Raw genomic sequence first — 18,783 nt, 5'->3', positions numbered from 1 at the left:
GGCATGACGCCTACGGACGTGGACGGGGCCGGCGTGGAGAGGCCGGGCGAGCTGGTCATCAGCGGGTGCACGGTGCTGGTGCACGACGACGGGGGAGCGGTCGGGTTCGTGGAGGACGCGGCGATCGTCGTGCGGGACGGGACGGTGGCCGAGGTGACGCGGGCCGGGGCGGTCGCGGGGCGGCAGGCGGGGGAGTGGATCGACGGGCGGGGACAGGTGGCGCTGCCCGGGCTGATCAACTGTCACACCCACGCCCCGATGGTCGCCCTGCGCGGGCTCGCCGAGGACCTGCCGATCGAGGAGTGGTTCAACGACGTCGTCTGGCCGGTCGAGTCCAACCTGAGCGAGAAGGACGTCGAGTTGGGGGCGCGGCTTGCGTGCGCGGAGATGATCCGGGGCGGTGTCACCTGCTTCGCCGACCACTACTTCGCCATGGACGCGGTGGCCCGGGTGGTCGCCGAGTGCGGGATGCGGGCGCTGCTGGGCGAGGCGTTCTTCTCCTCGCAGGGACCTCAAGGGCGGGAGCGGTCGCTGGAGTTCGCGCTGCGGCATCGCGGGGGCGCGGGCGGGCGGATCACCACGTGCCTCGCCCCGCACGCGCCGTACACCGTGAACGACGGCGATCTCGCCGCCACCGCCGGGCTGGCCCGCGAGCACGGTCTGCCGGTGCATCTGCACGCCGCCGAGAACCGCGACCAGACCGAGACCAGCCTGGCCCGGCACGGTGTCACCCCCGTCGAGGTCCTGGAGCGCACCGGCATCCTGGACACCGAGGTGCTGATCGCCCACGGCACCGGCATCGTCGACCGCGACCTGCCGGTCCTGGAGCGCGCGGGCGGCCGGGTCGCCGTGGCGAGTGCGCCCCGCGGCTGTCTGAAGTTCGCCTGGCCCACCACCACACCCATCCGCGCCCTTCGGGAGCTGGGCATCTCCGTCGGGCTCGCCACGGACGGCGCCGCCTCCAACAACTCCCTCGACGTGTGGGAGTCGATGGCGCTCACCTCGCTCGTCCAGAAGTCCACCGAGGGCGACCCCCGGTGGCTCACCTCCCGGCAGGCGCTGCACCATGCCACCCTGCAGAGCGCCCAGGCGGTCGGGCTCGGTGACAGCGTCGGCAGCATCGCGCCCGGGCGGCACGCCGACATCGTCCTGGTCGACCTCACCGGGCCGCACACCCAGCCCGTCCACGACCTCGCCGCGACCCTGGTGCACAGCGCCCGCGCCTCGGACGTGCGCACCACGATCGTGGACGGGCGGGTGCTCATGCGGGACCGTGAGCTGCTCACCATCGACGTTCCGGCGGTGGTGCGGGAGCTTCAGGAGCGGCTGCCGGCGCTCGTCGACCGCGGTCACGGGCGGCGGATCCAGGAGTACGACACCTGAGATTCAGGAATACGGCACACCTGAGATCCAGGAGCACGGCACACCTGAGATCCGCGCGTACGGCGCCTGAGGGGAGAAGGCCGGAAGGAGAAGGCGGGGAGGGGAAGGCCGGGAGGAAAATTCTTCGGGCGAGCGATGAGTTCCGGTGCGCGCCGCAGTCACCTTCTGCAACGGGACCGTTGCCCAGGAGGAACCATGCCGCTTCCGGAGATCGTCTCGCGCGCCGAGTGGCGCGCGGCGCGCGAGCGTCTGCTGGCCAAGGAGAAGGCCGTCACCCGCGCCCGGGACGCGCTCAACGCCGAGCGGCGCCGGCTGCCCATGGTCGAGATCGACCGGGAGTACGTGTTCGAGGGCGGTGAGGGCAAGGCCACCCTGCTCGACCTGTTCGAGGGGCGGCAGCAGCTCGTCGTCCACCACTTCATGTTCGCGCCGGAGTGGGACGCCGGATGCCGCAGCTGCTCGGCCTTCCTAGACCAGATCGGGCATCTCGCCCATCTGCATGCCCGCGGCACCACCTTCGCGGTGGTCTCCCGGGCGCCGTTCGTGAAGATCCTGCCGTTCAAGGCGCGGATGGGCTGGGCCATGCCCTGGTACTCGTCGTACCCCGGAGACTTCAACGAGGACTTCGACGTCACCCTGGAACACGAGGGCGAGCTGGTCGAGCGGCCGGGGCTGAGCTGCTTCCTGCGCGACGGCAGCCGCGTCTTCCACACGTACTCGACCTACGAGCGCGGCCTCGACGGGCTGGGCTCCACCACCAGCCTGCTGGACCTCACCGCGCTGGGCCGCCAGGAGGAGTGGGAGGAGCCGAAGGGGCGCGCACCGGCGCTCGGGGCTCCGGCGGGAAGCCCGCGGATCCGCTATCACGACGAGTACGACGGCTGATGCGGAAGGTGAGCGTCTAACCCGAAAGGCTGAGACGCGGATCACACGTAGCGGTGAACGGGTGTCAACTACGTCTCAGTACCGTCACCGGACGAGGCATCCGCCCCATGGTTGGCGTTTAACTCTACGAGTACAGCGCTACATGGAGGTGGCAGGGTGAACGGGCGAACGGTGCTCGAACGCTTTCCCGCAGGTGGGCCGCGTGGGTCCTGGCCGGCGGAGGAGTTCGCGCATGCGAGGCGTCTGGAGGGCCTGCCCGCCGAGGTTGTCATGGACCTCGCATCCGACATGTTCCTGGTGATCGTCCGCAGCGGCGACGACGGCAACGGTGATGCCGCTGCGTGAGGCCGTAGGGCCAGGGCCTGCGCCGGCATCGGTGCGGTGCGCCGGGCGCCGTCCGTCAGGGCTGGGCGGGGATCGGCCGGGACCAGGTCGGCTCCGTGTCCGTCAGACGGCACAGGGCCAGGTAGAGAGGGATCGGCGGCGTGTAGGGGAGCGTGCCGTCGGGGCGGTGGATGAGGCCGGGGACGCCAGGGGTGTCCGGGAGGACCGCGCCGGTGGTGTAGCGGGCCGGCGCCGGCCACTCCATCGCGTAGTCCGAGTCCGACGGGACCAGCCACCACCAGTGCGCCTCGTCGGCGTAGACGCACCCCACGCGGGGCAGGCGGGGCAGGACCAGCGGACCGAAGCGGGCGGGCACCGCCACCGCGTCGCAGCCCATCGGGGTCGTCATCCCGTCGGGGACGGGCAGACGACGGGGCGTTCCGGCCGGCTGCGGGCCGGCGGCGCACAGATCGCGCTGCAGGCGGACCAGCGTGTCCAGGCTCAGTACCCGGGCGCCCGTCACACGTGCCCCCCTTCCCGTCGCTGCTGCGGGGGTGCGGGCCTCGTCCCGTTCTCCCGGCGGCGTCCCTCGGCCTCGTTCTCCTCCTCCGAGCCGCCCGCCGGGCCGGGCTTCGGGCGGGCACCCCAGCCGAGGTCGTTGCGCGGCTCACCGGCCTCGCGCGGGCCGTCGCCCTTGCGCGGCAGCTCGGCCCAGACCAGCAGTCCGGGGCCGTGCTCGTGCGTGCCCCAGGCATGACAGAGGGCATCGACGAGCAGCAGTCCGCGCCCGTTCTCGTCGTCCGGGTCGGAGTGGTCGTTCGCCTGCGGCATGCCCGGTGCGCAGCCCTCGTCCCGCACGGCTATGCGCACGCGCTCGTCGCCGTCGTGCAGCTCGCACACTATGTGGCTGCTCGCCGTGTGCACGATGGCGTTGGTGACCAGTTCGGAGATGACCAGAGCAGCGGTGTCGCAGGTGTCCTCGCACACCGACCAGCCGCTCAGCCGGGCCCTGGTCAGACGTCTGGCCTGTGCGGGAGAGCCCGGATGCGCGGCCAGCTCGAAACGGAACCGTCGCTCGGCGGCCGCCCCGGCGGGGCCGGCTCCCGAGGAGGCGCCGAGGGCGGAGGGGCCCGCGGCGGCGTCTGTTCCTAAGGGCACGGACGGAATCACGCTTGCCACTATCGCCCCGGCGGGAACACTTGGCAAGTGTCACTCTGAAAATTGCAGAGTGCTGTGTGACGGTCTGGACAGGCGTGGCACACTGCTCGCAACAGCATCTCGCGCGGCGCCAGTTGAGACCGTCGAACGCCTGTTCCCCGAGAGTTTCAGGGGAATGGGTGTTCGGTTCGGTGGTCTCGCATGGCGCCGCCGGGCTGTACGGATCTTTCGTGGAGGTGGAGCGTGAGCGAACCGCGGTCCGCGCCGACGGTCGGGCAGGTCGTCCTCGGCCGGCGCCTGCTGGACCTGCGGGAACGCGCCGGGCTCAAGCGTGAGGAGGCGGCTCGTATCCTGCGGGTCGCCCCTGCCACCGTACGCCGCATGGAGATGGCCGAGGTCGCCCTCAAGATCCCGTACCTCCAGCTTCTGCTGAAGGCCTACGGCATCTCCGACGAGGAGGCCGACGCCTTCGTGCAGCTGGCGGAGGAGGCCAACAAGCCCGGCTGGTGGCAGCGCTTCCACGACATCCTGCCCGGCTGGTTCTCGATGTACGTCAGCCTGGAGGGGGCGGCCTCCCTGATCCGCAGCTACGAGCCGCACTTCGTGCCCGGCCTGCTGCAGACCGAGGAGTACGCCCGCGGAGTGCTGCGCTCGGGGGCCATCGGCCAGACGCAGCCCGAGGACATCGAGCGGCATGTCGCCCTGCGCATGCAGCGGCAGGAACTGCTCACCCGCGAGGACGCGCCCCGGCTGTGGGTCGTGATGGACGAGACCGTCCTGCGCCGCCCGGTGGGCGGCCCGGAGGTGATGCGTGCACAGATCGACAAACTGCTCGAGGCCGCGAGACTGCCCAACGTCACGCTGCAGGTCGCCCCGTTCGCGAGCGGCCCGCACCCGGGGACGTACGGGCCGTTCGTGCTGTTCCGGTTCGCCATGCCCGAGCTGCCGGACATGGTCTACAGCGAGTACCTGACGGGCGCCGTCTACCTGGACGCGCGCGCCGAGGTGGCGACCTACCTCGAAGTCATGGACCGCATGGCGGCACAGGCCGCCACGGCACATCGCACGAAGGAGATCCTCCGGGATCTCCGCAAGGAGCTATGAATGAAACGCACCAAACCCCGCCCCCAGCCACGGATCCGTCCCCAGCGGATCTACAACGGCATGCCCGCGCGTGAGCTGGGCAGCGAGGGCTGGCACAAGCCGTGGAGCGGCGGCAACGGCGGCAACTGCCTGGAGGCGATGAAGCTGGCGGACGGCCGGGTCGCCGTGCGGCAGTCCACCGACCCGGACGGGCCGGCACTGATCTACACCGCGGACGAGATGAACGCCTTCATCGAAGGAGCCAAGGCAGGGGAGGCGGACTTCCTGATCTCCTGAGGGTGGCTGACCGCTCTGTCTTCCTTCACTTCTGCTGTCTTTGTCTTGCCTTCCTTGTGTTCCTCCGCTTCTTCGTCTTCTTCGTCTCCTTCACCGAGCACCACCGAGCATCACAGAGCACCACGGAATTGATCATTAACAGTTGCAGAGAGTTACGGAGTCCTTCATGACCGAGCAGAACCCCGTCGGGATCGACACGAGCAAACCGCATCCCGCGCGGATGTACGACTGGTATCTCGGCGGCAAGGACAACTATCCGGTCGACGAGGCCATGGGCCGGCAGATGCTGGAGCTCGAACCGCGCGTGCCGGTCATGGCACGCGTGAACCGGGCGTTCATGCACCGGGCCACCACCTGGCTGGCCCGCGAGGGGATACGCCAGTTCCTCGACATCGGCACCGGCATCCCGACCGAGCCCAACCTCCACCAGGTCGCGCAGCGGATCGCCCCCGAGTCGCGCGTCGTCTACTGCGACAACGACCCCATCGTCCTCGCCCACGCGGCGGCACTGCTGCGCGGCACGGACGAGGGCGCGACCGACTATCTGCAGGCCGATGTGCGGGACCCGGACACCATCCTGGCCGGCACGCGCAAGGTCCTCGACTTCGAGCGGCCGATCGCCCTGTCGCTCATCGCGCTGCTGCACTTCGTCCCCGACGAGGACGGCGCGCACGAGCTGGTCGCCCGGCTGGTGTCCGAGCTGCCCTCCGGCAGCTACCTGGTGGTCAGCCACGCGACCGCCGACTTCACGCCGGAGGAGTCCCGGGAGGCCACCGAGAAGATGAAGGCCGCCGGGGTCACCCTGGCGCTGCGCTCCCGCGAGGAGTTCGCCCGCTTCTTCACGGGGCTGGAGCTGGTCGACCCCGGCATCGAGGTGCCCCACCGCTGGCACCCCGAGCTGGGCGACCCGGTCCCCGGTCAGGACGACGGGGTGATCCCGGGCTACGGGGCGGTGGGCCGCAAGCCGTGACCCCGCCGCACCCACCGGACCGGGCGGTGGGGCCCAGCCCTGAGTTCCGGCACCGCCCGCCCCTGCCGGCGGCCCGCTCCTGCGTGGGGCGGGCCGCCGCAGGTGTTTTGGGGAGCCTGGTAGCCCCCGGTTTGAGGGGGCTGGTGTCCGGTGGCCAGGTGACTGCTGGGCGGGCCGGTGCGTGCGGGAGCCCGGTGTGCGCGGGTATGCGGGCCCGGTTCTTCCGGCGTGGAGCCTGCGCCCCGCCTCCGGGGGCGCGTGCCCGCGCAGGCGACCGGGCGGGGCGTGCACGTTCTTCCCGGCGCGGGGCCGGGGCACGGTCTCCCCGGCGGGACGCGCAGGTGACCTGGTGTGGCGCCCGCGGCGCCCATCCGCCTGGCGCGACGTCCGCGCGGCGCGCAGTGCCGCCGTGCCTGTCGGCTCACACTCGCATGGGGCGGTCGTACGGGCCTATGGGGGCCGGGAGGCGGGTGGGGCCGCCGGTGAGGTGGCGGTCGACGGCTGCTGCGACCGCGCGGCCCTCGGCGATGGCCCAGACGATCAGGGACTGTCCGCGGGCCGCGTCGCCGGCCGCGAAGACTCCCGGCACGTTGGTGGCGAAGTCCTGGTCGCGGGCGATCGTGCCGCTGGGGGCCATGTCCAGGCCCAGCTGGTCGATCAGTCCGTCGCTCCGGTCGGGGCCGGAGAAGCCGAGGGCCAGCAGGACGAGATCGGCCGGCAGGTCCCGTTCGGTGCCGGGCACGGGACGGCGCTGTTCGTCCACCTCCACCAGGTGCAGCCACCGCACATGGCCGTCCTCGTCGCCGGAGAACCGCAGCGTCGACGCCGCGAACAGCCGCGCGTCCGTGTCCGCCAGCGGGGCGGTCCGCAGATCACGGGCCTCCTCGTGCGCGGGGGACACCCGGTAGACCTTCGGGTAGGTCGGCCAGGGCTCGCGCTCCTCGTCGCGCTCGGTGCCGGGCTGGGGGTAGATGTCGAGCTGCGTCACGGACGCGGCGCCCTCCCGCACCGCCGTGCCCAGGCAGTCCGCGCCGGTGTCGCCGCCGCCGACGATGACCACGTCCTTGCCGGCCGCCGACAGCGGCGAGGTCTCCAGATCGCCCTCGCACACCCGGTTGGCCAGCGGCAGATACTCCATCGCCTGGTGAATGCCGGCCAGCTCCCGCCCGGGGACGGGGAGTTCACGCCAGGCCGTCGCCCCCGTGGCGATCACCACGGCGTCGTAGCGCGTCCGCAGCTCGGCCGCGTCCACATCGCGCCCGACCGCCGTGGACGTACGGAACTTCGTCCCCTCGGCCGTCATCTGCTCGATCCGGCGCTCCAGATGCCGCTTCTCCATCTTGAACGCGGGGATGCCGTACCGCATCAGCCCGCCGATGCGGTCGTCCCGCTCGTACACGGCGACCGTGTGACCCGCCCGGGTCAGCTGCTGGGCCGCGGCCAGACCGGTCGGACCCGAGCCGATCACCGCGACCGTGCGCCCCGACAGCCGGTCCGGGGGAGCGGGTTGCGCGAAGCCCTCCTCCCAGGCCCGGTCGGCGATGGCGCACTCGACGTTCTTGATGGTGACCGCCGGCTGGTTGATGGCGAGCACGCACCCCGCCTCGCAGGGCGCCGGACACAGCCGTCCGGTGAACTCCGGGAAGTTGTTCGTGGCGTGCAGCCGCTCCGCCGCCGCCCGCCAGTCCTCGCGCGAGACCAGATCGTTCCACTCGGGGATCAGATTGCCCAGCGGACAGGCATCGTGGCAGAACGGGATCCCGCAGTCCATGCAGCGGTCGGCCTGCTTGCTGATGATCGGCAGCAGCGCTCCCGGGACGTAGACCTCGTGCCAGTCCCGTACCCGCTCCTCGACGGGCCGGCGCGGCCAGTCCTGGCGAGGAGTGGTGAGGAAACCCTTGGGATCGGCCATGGCCGTCTTCCTTGCGTGCGAGGGTGACGGGCCGTGCGTCGTCGGGCGGCTCTCCTCCCGACACGATACGTCGCCTCCCGCGCACCCGCAGCGCGCGCGACAGCGCCTTTCGTGCGGCGATGCGCCTGGTGACCGGGGCGCCGGTCGGCGTGGTGACCGGCGCGGCGCCGCACGCCGGGTCCGGCGGCTGCGGTCGGGGCCCGTCGACAGGTGCAGCCGGGGCCCGCCATCAGGTCAGGGCGAGGAGATAGGAGAGCGCCGCACCGGCCGAGGCGACCGTACGGACGTGGTTCCACGCCGTCCACTCGCGCACATAGCCCGGCCAGAACGAGGCCGCCTCCCGTGTGCCCGGCTCCAGCTTGGCCAGCGCGTCGTTGCGCGGCACGTTCGCGGCGATCGTGACCCCGAACGAACCGAACAGATACAGCGCGCTGCCGATCAGCAGCTCGACCGTGCCGCCGTCCGGCCACAGCACGAACGTCACCACGGCTATCACCGCGCACAGCACCGCCGAGCCGGTGAACACGGCCATGAAGGCCGCCGTCTCCGCCGCCACGTTGATCGCCTGCATCGCGGACACGCCCTGGGCCGGCGGCAGCGCGGCGAGACCCTTCATCACAAAGCTCGAGAAGGCGTAGAAGACACCCGCCACCAGTCCGGTGCCCAGCACGCCCAGCACCGTCAGCACGAAGTACGGTCCGTCGATCACGTCGTCATCTCCCCGTCGTCAGCCGCGCCCGCTTCCCGGAAATCTCCGTCGTCCCCAGTCAAGTCCCCGTGTCCGCGCCGGGCCATGGCCGGCCGTCGCGGGCGCATACGCGTACGTCCACGTGTGATCCCTCGCGTGCCTCCTCACCCCGCGGAGCCGAGGCCCGCCGCCTGCCAGCTCCGCAGGACCGTCTCCACGGCCGCGGCGATCCTGCGGCGGGCCTCGTGGCGGGGCACGCCGCTCATCAGCAGCCGGTCGTACGGGGTGTCCAGATGGCGCACGGACGCCACGACCGCCGAGATCACCGCGCCCTCCGACAGGGCCCGTCCCGCCGCGCTCCGGCCCACCCGGCCGCTGCCCCGCGCCGAGGCGTGCCCGGCGATGGCCCGGGCGCGCTCCTCGGGACAGCCGGGATACAGCCCCCGGATCTCCGCCGCGAAGGCCGTGGTGAAGCGCACGTCCTCGGCCGCCCGCCGCCGCGCGTCCCGCGCCCGGCGCCTGCGGCGGGCCTCGGCGTCCGCAAGGCACCGCTGCTCGGCCCGGGACAGCGCCTCCTCCTCGACCAGGACCCCCTGCCGCTCGTACCGGCCCTTGCGCCGGTTGAACCGCACGACCACCGCCGACAGCGTGCTCTCCTCCCGCGCCCTGCGGGTGAGCGCCGTGTCCCCGCGCGGCAGGAAGACCAGATGGCCCAGGTCGGCGCAGTCCAGGCAGCGCGGCACCCCGTTCTCCATGACGAGCAGCGGCAGCGGACCGCGACGGCAGGCCGAACAGTGCCGCCGGCCGAGCGGCTGGTGCACGACAAGTCCGAAGTGCGGCGGGGGAGTTGTGCGGGAGGCCATGCTCTTCTCCTTCCCGTCGGCAGGGGGCGGTCCCACGTCCCGCGCGCTGCGCGGCCCGTCCTGTGGACCGGCGCCCGGCAGACCGCGTCTCCGCACGGGCCGGGGGCGGCGCATCATGGGGCGTGTGCGACTCGAAGCGATCACCTGGGACCGGCTCGGCGACCTCCTCGCCGAGCGCCTGCTCGGGCTGCGGGCGGCCGACGGCGGTCCCTGGCTGCGGATCGCCTTCGACGGAGCACCGGCCGCCCGGCCCGGTGACCTCGCCGAGCGCGTCGCCGAGGCGCTGCGGGTACGCGGCCGCCCCTCGCTGGTCGTCGGTACGGACGGATTCTGGCGGCCCGCCTCGCTCCGCCTCGAGCACGGCCACCGGGACGTGGACTCCTACTACGACGGCTGGTACGACACCGGCGCGCTGTGGCGGGAGGTGTTCGGGCCTCTCGAACCCGGCGGCAGCGGCCGCGTCCTGCCCGACCTGCGGGACCCGGTCACGGACCGTTCCACCCGCAGCCCCTACGTCGAACTCCCCCCGGGCGGCGTGCTGTTGCTGCACGGCCCCTTCCTGCTGCGTCATTGGTTCCCTTTCGATCTGAGTGTCCATCTCCTGCTCTCCCCGGGCGCGCTGCGCCGCCGGACACCGGAGCCGGAGCAGTGGACCCTGCCGGCCTTCGAGCGCTACGAGCGGGAGACCGATCCGGCGGAGAGGGCCGATGTGCTGATCCGTGCCGACGACCCGCGCCGCCCGGCCTGGCGCGGCTGAGCAGTCTCCGGACGGGTGTGTGCGACCTGGTGAATCCCCGGACGGAAGCCGCCACCAGGTGAATCCCCGGACCGGAACGCGCGACCGGGTCGAGCCCCCGTACGGAACGCGCCTGCAGGTGACGCGTGCGGCCCCCGCCTCCGGGTGCCGCGGGCGGGGTGAGCCGGGACAATAAGAGGCGCCGGGACTCGCGGCGTGTCCCGCGCTGCGCAGGCCGTCCGGCAACGGGAGGTATTTGATGACCACCGCCGGAGACATCATGCACCGCGGCGCCCAGTGGATCCCCGCCCACGAAACGCTCGACCGTGCCGCGCAATTGATGCGTGAACTGAACGTCGGTGCCCTGCCCATCAGCGACGAGAACGAGCGGCTGTGCGGCATCCTCACCGACCGTGACATCGTCGTCGACTGTGTCGCCAGGGGCCAGGATCCCGCCCGGGTCACCGCGGGCGACCTGGCCAAGGGCACACCTCGCTGGATCGACGCCGGCGCCGACATCAGCGAGGTGCTCAGCGAGATGCAGACCCACCGCATCCGCCGGCTCCCCGTGGTCCAGGACAAACGGCTGGTCGGCATGATCAGCGAGGCCGACCTGGCCCAGCACCTGGCGGACGACCAGCTGGCCTCCTGGGCGGAGAGCGTGTACGCCAGGACGACCGCCTGACGGACACCGGCCCCATCCCCGTACCGCGGTCCGTGCCGGCACCGGCCGGCCCGGACCGCGGGCCGCTCAGAGCCAGCGGCTGCGGCGGAACGCCCGGTACAGCAGCAGGCACGCCACCGATATGACGCCGATGACCATGCCGTAGCCGTACCGCCAGCGCAGCTCCGGCATGTGGTCGAAGTTCATCCCGTACACACCGCAGACCATCGTCGGCACCGCCACGATCGCGGCCCAGGCGGTGATCTTCCGCATGTCCTCGTTCTGCGCGACCGTGACCTGCGCCAGGTGCGCCTGCAAAATCGAGTTGATCAGCTCGTCGAAGGAGGCTATCTGCTCCTTCGCCCGCTGCAGATGGTCCGCCACGTCGCGGAAGTACGCCTGTATATCCGGCGCGATCACGCGGGCCGGCCGGGTGGCGAGCTCCTCCAGCGGGCGGTCGAGCGGCACCACGGCCCGCTTCAGCTCGAGGAGTTCACGCTTGAGCTGGTAGATGCGGCCCGGATCGACCCGCGCGCCGTGCTCGGCGAAGACGTCGCTCTCGACATGGTCGATGTCCAGCTGCACCGAGTCGATGACCCGCAGATAGTCGTCCACCACGTGGTCCGCGATCGCGTGCAGCACCGCGGACGGCCCCAGGGCGAGCTGCTGCCGGTCGGACTCCAGGTCCTCGCGCACCGGACCCAGCGAGCCGTGCCGGCCGTGCCGCACGGTGACGACGAAGTCCGGGCCGAGGAACACCATGATCTCGCCGGTGTCCACCACCTCGCTGGTGGCGGTGAGCTCCTCGTGCTCGACGTAGCAGACCGTCTTGAAGACCGCGAACAGCGTCTCCCCGTACCGCTCCAGCTTGGGGCGCTGATGGGCCTCGACCGCGTCCTCCACCGCCAGCGGATGCAGGTCGAACAGCTCGGCGACGCCCGTGAACTCCTCGTCCGTCGGCTCGTGCAGCCCCAGCCAGACGAAACCCTCACCGCTCTTGCGCACCTGCCGCACGGCCTCCACCAGGTCGCCGCTCGCCGCCGTGCGCACACCGTCCCGGTAGGTCACGCAGTTGACCACCGAGGAGCCGAGCGGCGAACGGGCCGGGTGGCTCAGGTCCACGCGCGGCCGGCGCCGGGTCAGCCGGGCGACTCTGCGCAGTCCGGCGACCCTGCCGAGACTGGTGACCTTCCGCAGTTGTGCTGCCCTCGACATCCGGCTCTCCTCGCGTGGTTCCCCCGCGCAGCTTCCGCGCTCCGCGCCTTGGCGAGCAGTCTGCCAGCACGGCCCGGCCCCCGTGCGGGCCTGTGGACAGGGCTCGTTCCGCTTTGTTCCCGGCTGTGGACGAACCGAGTCGGCCGCGTTCCCGCCGCGTCGCCCACCGGGGACAAGCCGGGCAAATGGAATGATCGCATCATGATGCGAACCGACGGGAACGTGCTCCACCACCGGCAGTCCGAGGCGGCCGAGGGCCACGACGCCTTCGCCGCCCTGTACGACCCCACGACGATCCGGCATCTCGAGACTGTCGGAGTCCGCCCCGGCTGGCGCTGCTGGGAGATCGGCGGCGGCCCTTCCCTGGCCTTCTGGCTGGCCAAACGGGTCGGGCCGACGGGCCGGGTGCTGGCGACCTCGACCGACACCACCCGGCCCGCCCCCGCCGCCCGTCCTCCGGTGGAGGTCCTGAACCACGACATCGCGTCCGGCGAACCGCCCGCCGAGGGCTTCGACCTGGTGCACGCCCGGCTCCCGCTCGAGGCGGCGGCCGACCGCGAACGGGCGGTCCGCACCATGGCCGCCGCCCTGCGCCCCGGCGGACATCTGCTGATCGCGGACACCGACCCCGAGCTCCAGCCCCTCGCCTGCCCCGACGAGCACGGCCCCGAGGAGCGGCTCGCCAACCGGCTGCGGCAGGGCATCCACGAGCTCCGCACGAAGCGCGGCCAGAACTCCGCCCAGGGCCGCGTCCTGCCCCGTCTGCTGCGGCAGGCAGGCCTCACCGACGTCAGGGCCGACGCGTACGTGCCGCTCGCCGATCCGGCCTGCGCCACGCTGGAGTCCGTCACCGTCCGGCTGCTCGGCGACCGGCTCCTCGTGGCGGGACTGGCCACCGCAGGGGACATCGACGAGCACCTCGGCAACCTCGCCACGGGCCGGCTGGACCTGTCGGCCGCACCGCTGGTCTCCGCCCGGGGGCGCAAGTCGCAGGCGCCCAAGGTTTTGTGACGGGCGCTCGGACCCCTGGGGCGCCGAGGCCTCGCTGGACCAGCCGGAGGTCAAGCAGGGCCAAGGCCGGGTGTTGTTGGGCTGAGGCCGGGTCCTGCTGGACCAAGCCGAGGCCTCGCCGGACCACGGCCGAGGTCTCCCTGGACCAAGCCCGAGGTCTCGCGGGCCACGGCCGATCATGGCCGAAATCTTGCGGAACAGGCGTCAGACCCGCCCCGGAGGCCGCCCTCCCACGTGTTCCACCGCCCGCGCGCCCGCCGCGCACCCGCGTACCGCTGCCTCCTCCGGCTCCGTACCCGCCAGCAGAGCCGCGAGGAAGGCGCCGGTAAAGGCGTCGCCGGCGCCCGTGGTGTCCCGCGGCTCCGCCCGCACGGCCGGGACACGGGCGTACACCGCTCCCGAACGCGCCAGCAGCGCGCCGCGCGCCCCCTGCTTGGTCACCACCAGCGGGACGCTCCGGCTGAGCCGGGCCGTCGCCTCCGCCACGTCGGACAGCCCGGTGAGCAGGCAGGCCTCGTCGCGGCTGGGCAGCAGCACGTCCACACCGCCGGCCAGCGCCAGGAACCGCTCGGTGCCCAGCCGCGTGATGAACCCGGCCGAGGCCGGATCCAGGCTCACCGGCACGTCCCGTGCGCGGGCGGCCTTCATGGCCACCGTCACGAACTCCCGGCCGCTCTCGCTGAACAGCAGATAGCCCGACAGATGCAGCCGGGCCACTCCGTCCAGCAACGCGTCGGACCAGTCGGCCGGTGCGAGCCGCAGCGAGGCACCGCTGTCGGTGAGGAACGTCCGCTCCGCCCTGGCGCCCTCGTCCACCAGGCAGATCACCGTGCCGGTGGGCGCCTCCTCGTCGACGACGAGAGCCGGGCGCACCCCGCACGCCGTCAGCGCCCGCTCGTGCCACTCCGCCTCGTCCGCGCCGACCCGCCCCAGCAGCCGTACGTCCGCACCGCTCCAACGTGCCGCCCAGCAGGCCACATTGGCGCCCGCGCCGCCCGGCACCCGCCGGACGGAGGCCGTGGTGTCCGTGCCCGGGGCCAGCGGGCCACGGTGCCGGGCGACGACATCCGTGATCACATCACCGGCGACCAGCAGCGCTCCCGCGCGGCCCACCGTCACTCCCCGGCGTTCCAGGCCGCCGCGATCCGTGCCGCCAGGCGCACATTGCCCCGCACCGCCGCGAGATTGGCGGCGAGGGAGGCGCCGTCGGTGTGCCGCACCAGGTAGTCGAGAAGGAAGGGCGTGACCGCCTGCCCCGTGACGCCCTCCCGCTCGCAGGCGTGCAGCGCCTCGGCAAGCACACGGTCGTGAAGCGCCGGGTCCAGCTGCTCGTCCTCCGGCACGGGATGCGCCACGATCAGCGCCGACTCGGGCCCGCCGATCGCGTCCTGCGCCCGCATGACCCGGGCCACCTGCTCCGGGGTGTCCAGCCGCCAGTCCACCGGGTGCCCGGAGTCCGACAGATAGAAGCCGGGGAAGCGGTCCGTGCCGTACCCGGCGACCGCGACGCCCAGGGTCTCCAGCCGCTGCAGCGTCGCCGACACGTCCAGGATCGACTTCACGCCCGCGCACACCACCGTGATCCGGGTGTGCGCCAGCAGCGACAGATCGGCCGACTCGTCCTGCGTCACCGTCCACTGCCGGTGCACCCCGCCCAGACCGCCGGTCGCGAACACCCGCACGCCCGCCCGGGCGGCGAGCAGCGCGGTCGCCGACACGGTGGTGGCCCCGCTCGCCCCCGAGGCCACCGCGAGCGGCAGATCCCGGTGGCCCAGCTTGCGTATCCCGTCCTCGCTCGCGACCCGCTCCAGCTGGTCCTTGTCCAGACCGATGTGCGGCGACCCGTCCAGCACGGCGATCGTCGCCGGCACGGCACCCTCCTGCCGGACGGCGTCCTCCAGCTCCGCCGCCACCTGCAGATTGCGCGGCCGGGGCAGCCCGTGCGCGATGATCGTGGATTCCAGGGCCACCACCGGCCGGCCGGACGCGAGCGCCTCCCGCACCTCATCGGACACCGTGAGCACCACTGGTCTGCCTCCCGTCTGTCGCCCTTCCCTCATCTCTGGCGGGCCGGGCGCCTGATCAAACCCCTTGCACGGCGTCACGGAGATCGCGGAGCCTGGACGTATGACCGAAAACACGACGGACGATCACACGACGGACGCACCACACACGGCACGCCTCGACCACATCGTCCTCTGGGTGCGCGACCCCGTCGCCGCGGCCGGCTTCTACGAGAAGGCGGTCGGCCTGGAGCCCGTCCGGCTCCCCGACTACTCCGCGGGCGAGGCGCCCTTCCCGTCGGTGCGGGTCAATGAGGAGACCATCCTCGACCTGATGCCGGTGGCCAAGGCGGAGCGGATGACCATGCTTCCCGGCGCGGCGGAGAGCGCCGGCCACCCCGTGAACCACGTCTGCCTGTCCCTGTCGGCCCCCGCCTTCGACGCGCTGCGCACCCGCCTGGCGGAGCAGGGCGTACCGATGACGGACATCGGCCACGACTCCTTCGGAGCCCGCGGACTGGCCCGGCGCAGCTTCTACTTCCGCGACCCCGACGGCAACGTCTTCGAGGCGCGGCACTACGATTGATGCGCCTGATGCGCCTGATGCGCCTGATGCGCCGCTGACGCCCTGCCCGAGCCTCAGAACAGCGGCTCGGGCAGCACCCCTTCGAGCGCCAGCAGCCGCCGCTTGGTCTCCAGACCGCCCCCGAACCCGCCGATGCCGCCGCCGCTCTCCACCACCCGATGGCAGGGCACCACCACCGGCAGCGGATTGGCGCCCATCGCCATGCCCACCGCCTGCGCGGCACCGGGCTGGCCGACCCGCCCGGCCAGGTCGCCGTAGCCGACCACCGTGCCGTACGGGACTCCGGAGGCCAGCTGCTGGAGCACCTCGCGGTTGAAGCCGGAGATCAGCGACCAGTCCAGCGGCAGCTCGAACTCCTTGCGCTCACCGGCGAAGTAGGCCCGGACCTGGCGTATCGCCTCGGCCAGCAGCGGGGAGCCGGGCTCCTCGACCGGCTCACTGCCGAACCGCGACGCGAGCCGCCGCAAGGCCGCCTCGCGCACCGCGCCGGTCGCGTGGAAGACGACGTTGACCAGGCCCCTGCGGGTCGCCGCCAGCAGCAGCGGGCCGATGCCGGTGTCCACGACGGCCCACACGACCCGCTGCTCGTCCTGCCCATGGCTGTCCATGCGGCCCACCGTACGACCCGCCACTGACAACGCGACGGTCAGCGGCTCAGAGCCGCCTCGCCGGCAGCCGGACGCGCCGCTCAGGGGCCACCAGCCACCGGCAGCCGGACGCGGTTCAGCGGCCGGGCGCCGCCGACACCAGGACGCGGCGGTCAGCGCCCGGCAGCCACCGGCAGCAGACGCCGCGCTCAGCCACCCACCGCGTCCCGCACCACGTCCGGCGCGTTGCTGATGATCCCGTCCACCCCGAAGCCGGCCACCCGCCGGGCGGCGGCCGGGTCGTCCACGGTCCAGGTGAAGACCTCCATCCGCCTGCCGTGCGCCCCCCGGAAGGCGTGGACGGCCGTGACATAGCTCGCCGTCAGCGAGCCGTGCGGGGGATTGATCTGGTCGGTGAAGCTCGCGTACGCGGGCAGGTCGGCCACGGGCGGCGTGCCCAGGAAGCCCGTCTTGACGGCCGGCTTCAGCTCATGCACGGTGCGCACGCTGTCGGCGCTGAAGCTCTGCACGATCAGCCGCCTCCTGGTGTGCCACCGGTCCAGCCAGCCCTCGTTGCTGAGGACCTTGAGGGTGTCGCGCTCGATACCGGGATACAGCTGAGGATGCTTGATCTCCAGCAGCAGCTTCTGATGGTTCCGCTCCACCCGGTGGAGGTACTGCTCGAGCGTCGGCACACGGGCGCCCGCGTACTCGGGGCCGAACCAGCTGCCCGCGTCCAGCCGGGCGATCTCCGCGGCCGTGAAGTCCTTCACCTTCCACGGAGCCCGGTCGGGGAAGACCTCCTCGACATCGGTGGTGCGCCGCAGATTGTCGTCGTGCAGCACCACCAGTTCGCCGTCCTTGGTGCGCTGGACGTCGTTCTCCACCCAGTCGATGCCCAGCTCGGCCGCCTTGTCCACGGCCTCCAGGGTGTTCTCGGGCGCGTAGGCGGAGGCACCGCGGTGCGCGATGACCTCGGGACGCCACCGTTCGTCGCCCGTGGCACCGACGGGGGAGGCGGACAGCAGAAGGGCGGTGATGCTCAGGAGCGCGGTGGTCGAGGCGGCTACAGCGCGCAGATGCATGCGTACTCCTCGCGTCGTCTGACGATCCGATGTCACGGACGGATCAACAGTGACAGCAGAGGGTCAACGAGAAGCAGGCGCAGGATGGACAGACATTGAACGGCTGTCGCCGCACTCCGCACACTGGTGCCGCACAAGTGAGGCAAGGGCGTGTTTCTTTGCCGGAAAGTCGTTCGACTTTCCGGTGGGGGCCATACTCTCTGCGTCAACCCCGACCGCCCACGCGGTCCTGGGAGGGTGCTTCCATCGGGAATTCCGGGACGCAAAGGGCGGAAGGGCAGCCGCGCATGCAAGGCACGGTCGACGGACTCAGCTACGGTCTGGTCACACCGCTGGTGGCGTATCTCACGGCCTGCCTCGGCGGCGCCCTGGGCCTGCGCTGCACCACCCGGTCCATGGCCGTCACCGGAGCCCGGCGCCCCGGCCTGCTCGCGCTGGGCTCGGCCGCCCTCGGCTCGGGCATATGGACCATGCACTACATCGCGATGACGGGCTTCACCGTCAAGGGCACGACGCTCCACTACGACCGGGCGATGACCTTCGCGAGCCTGGCCCTCGCCATCGCCATGGCGGGCGTCGGGATCTTCATCGTCGGCTACCGGGGCGCCACCGGCGCCGCCCTGTTCACCGGCGGCACCATCACCGGCCTCGGCATCGCCTCGATGCACTACCTGGGCATGGCCAGTATCAGCCTCCACGGGGAGCTGGAGTACAACACCCTCACCGTCGCCGCCTCCGTCGTCATCGCCATGACCGCCGCCACCGCCGCGCTGTGGGCGGCCGGGCAGGTCAAGGGCTTCCTGTGGAGCGTCGGCGCCAGCCTCGTCATGGGGCTCGCGGTCACCGGCGCGCACTACACCGGCATGGCCGCCCTCACCGTCCACGTCCACGGCACGTCCGCCCCGGCCACCGGCGAGTCCGCCGGCGCCCTGCTCGCGCCGATGCTGACCGGCCCGCTGGCCCTGCTGGTCCTGGCCGCGGTCGTGGTGATCCTCGACCCGATGATGATCTCGGGACCGAAGGCCGTCACACCGGCCGGCCGGCGGCCCGGCGTCCCCGCCCACCCCGAGGCTCACTCCGCACGCCACCCCACGCCGACCAGGCGCCGCCTGCGCTACCGGGGCCCGGTGGAGCACCGCACCCGCACCCCGCAGCAGCGCTGACCGGACGGTCCGCCACCGCCGGCAGGCCCCCCGCCCGCGGCCCCCTGTCCGGCCCCGCCTACGGCCCCCTGTCCGGCCCCGCCCGCGGCCCGCTGCGGCACTCGGAGCCCGTTGATGCTCCTATTGGCTGTCAAGCGGCTTGGAGCCAGTTGCGGTAGGCATTGGCGAGG

General features: G+C 72.4%; 21 protein-coding genes. 11 read left to right on the top strand and 10 right to left on the bottom strand.

The window, feature by feature from the left end:
• Positions 1-3 precede the first annotated feature (3 nt).
• The 3 genes from ABD207_RS22995 (at position 4) to ABD207_RS22985 (ending at position 2,613) form a co-directional block, all read left to right on the top strand.
• Positions 4-1,383: an amidohydrolase gene (locus tag ABD207_RS22995; protein WP_344015008.1), complete on the top strand. Its 1,380-nt coding sequence runs from the start codon at positions 4-6 to the stop codon at positions 1,381-1,383.
• 195 nt (positions 1,384-1,578) lie between these two features.
• Positions 1,579-2,268 (top strand): DUF899 domain-containing protein, encoded by a 690-nt coding sequence (locus tag ABD207_RS22990; protein ID WP_344015007.1) that lies wholly within the window; start codon positions 1,579-1,581, stop codon positions 2,266-2,268.
• Positions 2,269-2,424: 156 nt separating this feature from the next.
• Positions 2,425-2,613, top strand: a complete 189-nt coding sequence (locus ABD207_RS22985) for a hypothetical protein (RefSeq protein WP_344015006.1) — start codon at positions 2,425-2,427, stop codon at positions 2,611-2,613.
• Positions 2,614-2,668: 55 nt separating this feature from the next.
• Here the strand turns inward: ABD207_RS22985 and ABD207_RS22980 are convergent, their stop codons facing one another.
• Together ABD207_RS22980 and ABD207_RS22975 are read right to left on the bottom strand one after the other, a co-directional pair.
• Positions 2,669-3,115 (bottom strand): hypothetical protein, encoded by a 447-nt coding sequence (locus ABD207_RS22980; RefSeq protein WP_344015005.1) that lies wholly within the window; start codon positions 3,113-3,115, stop codon positions 2,669-2,671.
• Entirely contained in the window at positions 3,112-3,771 is a 660-nt protein-coding gene (locus tag ABD207_RS22975; protein ID WP_344015003.1) for an ATP-binding protein, read from the bottom strand. The genes ABD207_RS22980 and ABD207_RS22975 overlap by 4 nt, the downstream gene beginning before the upstream one ends.
• 222 nt (positions 3,772-3,993) lie before the next feature.
• On the opposite strand from ABD207_RS22975, the gene ABD207_RS22970 reads away from it, so the two are divergent.
• From ABD207_RS22970 to ABD207_RS22960, 3 genes are all read left to right on the top strand, one after another.
• Positions 3,994-4,854, top strand: a complete 861-nt coding sequence (locus tag ABD207_RS22970) for a helix-turn-helix domain-containing protein (protein WP_344015002.1) — start codon at positions 3,994-3,996, stop codon at positions 4,852-4,854.
• Positions 4,855-5,130: a DUF397 domain-containing protein gene (locus ABD207_RS22965; protein WP_167991529.1), complete on the top strand. Its 276-nt coding sequence runs from the start codon at positions 4,855-4,857 to the stop codon at positions 5,128-5,130. It begins immediately after the preceding gene.
• A gap of 166 nt (positions 5,131-5,296) precedes the next feature.
• Positions 5,297-6,100 carry an SAM-dependent methyltransferase gene (locus ABD207_RS22960; protein WP_344015001.1) on the top strand — a complete coding sequence of 268 codons (804 nt, stop codon included), beginning with the start codon at positions 5,297-5,299 and terminating at the stop codon, positions 6,098-6,100.
• Between the two features lie 421 nt (positions 6,101-6,521).
• Here the strand turns inward: ABD207_RS22960 and ABD207_RS22955 are convergent, their stop codons facing one another.
• The 3 genes from ABD207_RS22955 to ABD207_RS22945 form a co-directional block, all read right to left on the bottom strand.
• Positions 6,522-8,012 (bottom strand): glutamate synthase subunit beta, encoded by a 1,491-nt coding sequence (locus ABD207_RS22955; protein WP_344015000.1) that lies wholly within the window; start codon positions 8,010-8,012, stop codon positions 6,522-6,524.
• Positions 8,013-8,241: 229 nt separating this feature from the next.
• Positions 8,242-8,721 carry an anthrone oxygenase family protein gene (locus ABD207_RS22950; RefSeq protein WP_344014999.1) on the bottom strand — a complete coding sequence of 160 codons (480 nt, stop codon included), beginning with the start codon at positions 8,719-8,721 and terminating at the stop codon, positions 8,242-8,244.
• 143 nt (positions 8,722-8,864) lie between these two features.
• Positions 8,865-9,563 (bottom strand): DUF2293 domain-containing protein, encoded by a 699-nt coding sequence (locus ABD207_RS22945; protein WP_344014997.1) that lies wholly within the window; start codon positions 9,561-9,563, stop codon positions 8,865-8,867.
• A 124-nt stretch (positions 9,564-9,687) separates the two neighbouring features.
• On the opposite strand from ABD207_RS22945, the gene ABD207_RS22940 reads away from it, so the two are divergent.
• Both ABD207_RS22940 and ABD207_RS22935 read left to right on the top strand, forming a co-directional pair.
• The gene (locus ABD207_RS22940; protein WP_344014996.1) at positions 9,688-10,320 is read left to right on the top strand and encodes a nucleoside/nucleotide kinase family protein; all 633 of its coding nucleotides are present in this window, start codon (positions 9,688-9,690) and stop codon (positions 10,318-10,320) included.
• Between the two features lie 238 nt (positions 10,321-10,558).
• Entirely contained in the window at positions 10,559-10,984 is a 426-nt protein-coding gene (locus ABD207_RS22935) for a CBS domain-containing protein (RefSeq protein WP_344006670.1), read from the top strand.
• Positions 10,985-11,050: 66 nt separating this feature from the next.
• Here the strand turns inward: ABD207_RS22935 and ABD207_RS22930 are convergent, their stop codons facing one another.
• A complete protein-coding gene (locus ABD207_RS22930; RefSeq protein ID WP_344014995.1) occupies positions 11,051-12,178 on the bottom strand; it encodes a magnesium and cobalt transport protein CorA in 1,128 nt (375 codons plus the stop codon).
• 201 nt (positions 12,179-12,379) lie between these two features.
• Here ABD207_RS22930 and ABD207_RS22925 point away from each other — a divergent pair, with 201 nt between their 5' ends.
• Positions 12,380-13,189: a methyltransferase domain-containing protein gene (locus tag ABD207_RS22925; RefSeq protein ID WP_344014994.1), complete on the top strand. Its 810-nt coding sequence runs from the start codon at positions 12,380-12,382 to the stop codon at positions 13,187-13,189.
• Between the two features lie 204 nt (positions 13,190-13,393).
• On the opposite strand, the gene ABD207_RS22920 is transcribed toward ABD207_RS22925, so the two are convergent.
• A complete protein-coding gene (locus ABD207_RS22920) occupies positions 13,394-14,308 on the bottom strand; it encodes a carbohydrate kinase family protein (protein WP_344014992.1) in 915 nt (304 codons plus the stop codon).
• Complete coding sequence (locus tag ABD207_RS22915; RefSeq protein ID WP_344014991.1) at positions 14,305-15,216, bottom strand: pseudouridine-5'-phosphate glycosidase; 912 nt, start codon at positions 15,214-15,216, stop codon at positions 14,305-14,307. The genes ABD207_RS22920 and ABD207_RS22915 overlap by 4 nt, the downstream gene beginning before the upstream one ends.
• A 100-nt stretch (positions 15,217-15,316) precedes the next feature.
• Between ABD207_RS22915 and ABD207_RS22910 the strand changes: the two genes are divergently transcribed.
• Entirely contained in the window at positions 15,317-15,778 is a 462-nt protein-coding gene (locus tag ABD207_RS22910) for a VOC family protein (protein WP_344014990.1), read from the top strand.
• A gap of 53 nt (positions 15,779-15,831) precedes the next feature.
• Here the strand turns inward: ABD207_RS22910 and ABD207_RS22905 are convergent, their stop codons facing one another.
• Together ABD207_RS22905 and ABD207_RS22900 are read right to left on the bottom strand one after the other, a co-directional pair.
• A complete protein-coding gene (locus tag ABD207_RS22905) occupies positions 15,832-16,386 on the bottom strand; it encodes a methylated-DNA--[protein]-cysteine S-methyltransferase (RefSeq protein WP_344014989.1) in 555 nt (184 codons plus the stop codon).
• 188 nt (positions 16,387-16,574) lie between these two features.
• The gene (locus ABD207_RS22900) at positions 16,575-17,450 is read right to left on the bottom strand and encodes a glycerophosphodiester phosphodiesterase (RefSeq protein WP_344014988.1); all 876 of its coding nucleotides are present in this window, start codon (positions 17,448-17,450) and stop codon (positions 16,575-16,577) included.
• Positions 17,451-17,737: 287 nt separating this feature from the next.
• Between ABD207_RS22900 and ABD207_RS22895 the strand changes: the two genes are divergently transcribed.
• A complete protein-coding gene (locus ABD207_RS22895) occupies positions 17,738-18,613 on the top strand; it encodes an MHYT domain-containing protein (protein ID WP_344014987.1) in 876 nt (291 codons plus the stop codon).
• The last annotated feature ends 170 nt before the right edge of the window (positions 18,614-18,783 follow it).

Origin of the sequence: Streptomyces thermospinosisporus (assembly GCF_039526425.1) — a bacterium.
GTDB classification, from domain to species: domain Bacteria; phylum Actinomycetota; class Actinomycetes; order Streptomycetales; family Streptomycetaceae; genus Streptomyces; species Streptomyces thermocarboxydovorans.
The sequence above is the reverse complement of the archived record's forward strand: the minus strand, read 5'-3'. Positions and strand labels throughout refer to the sequence as shown.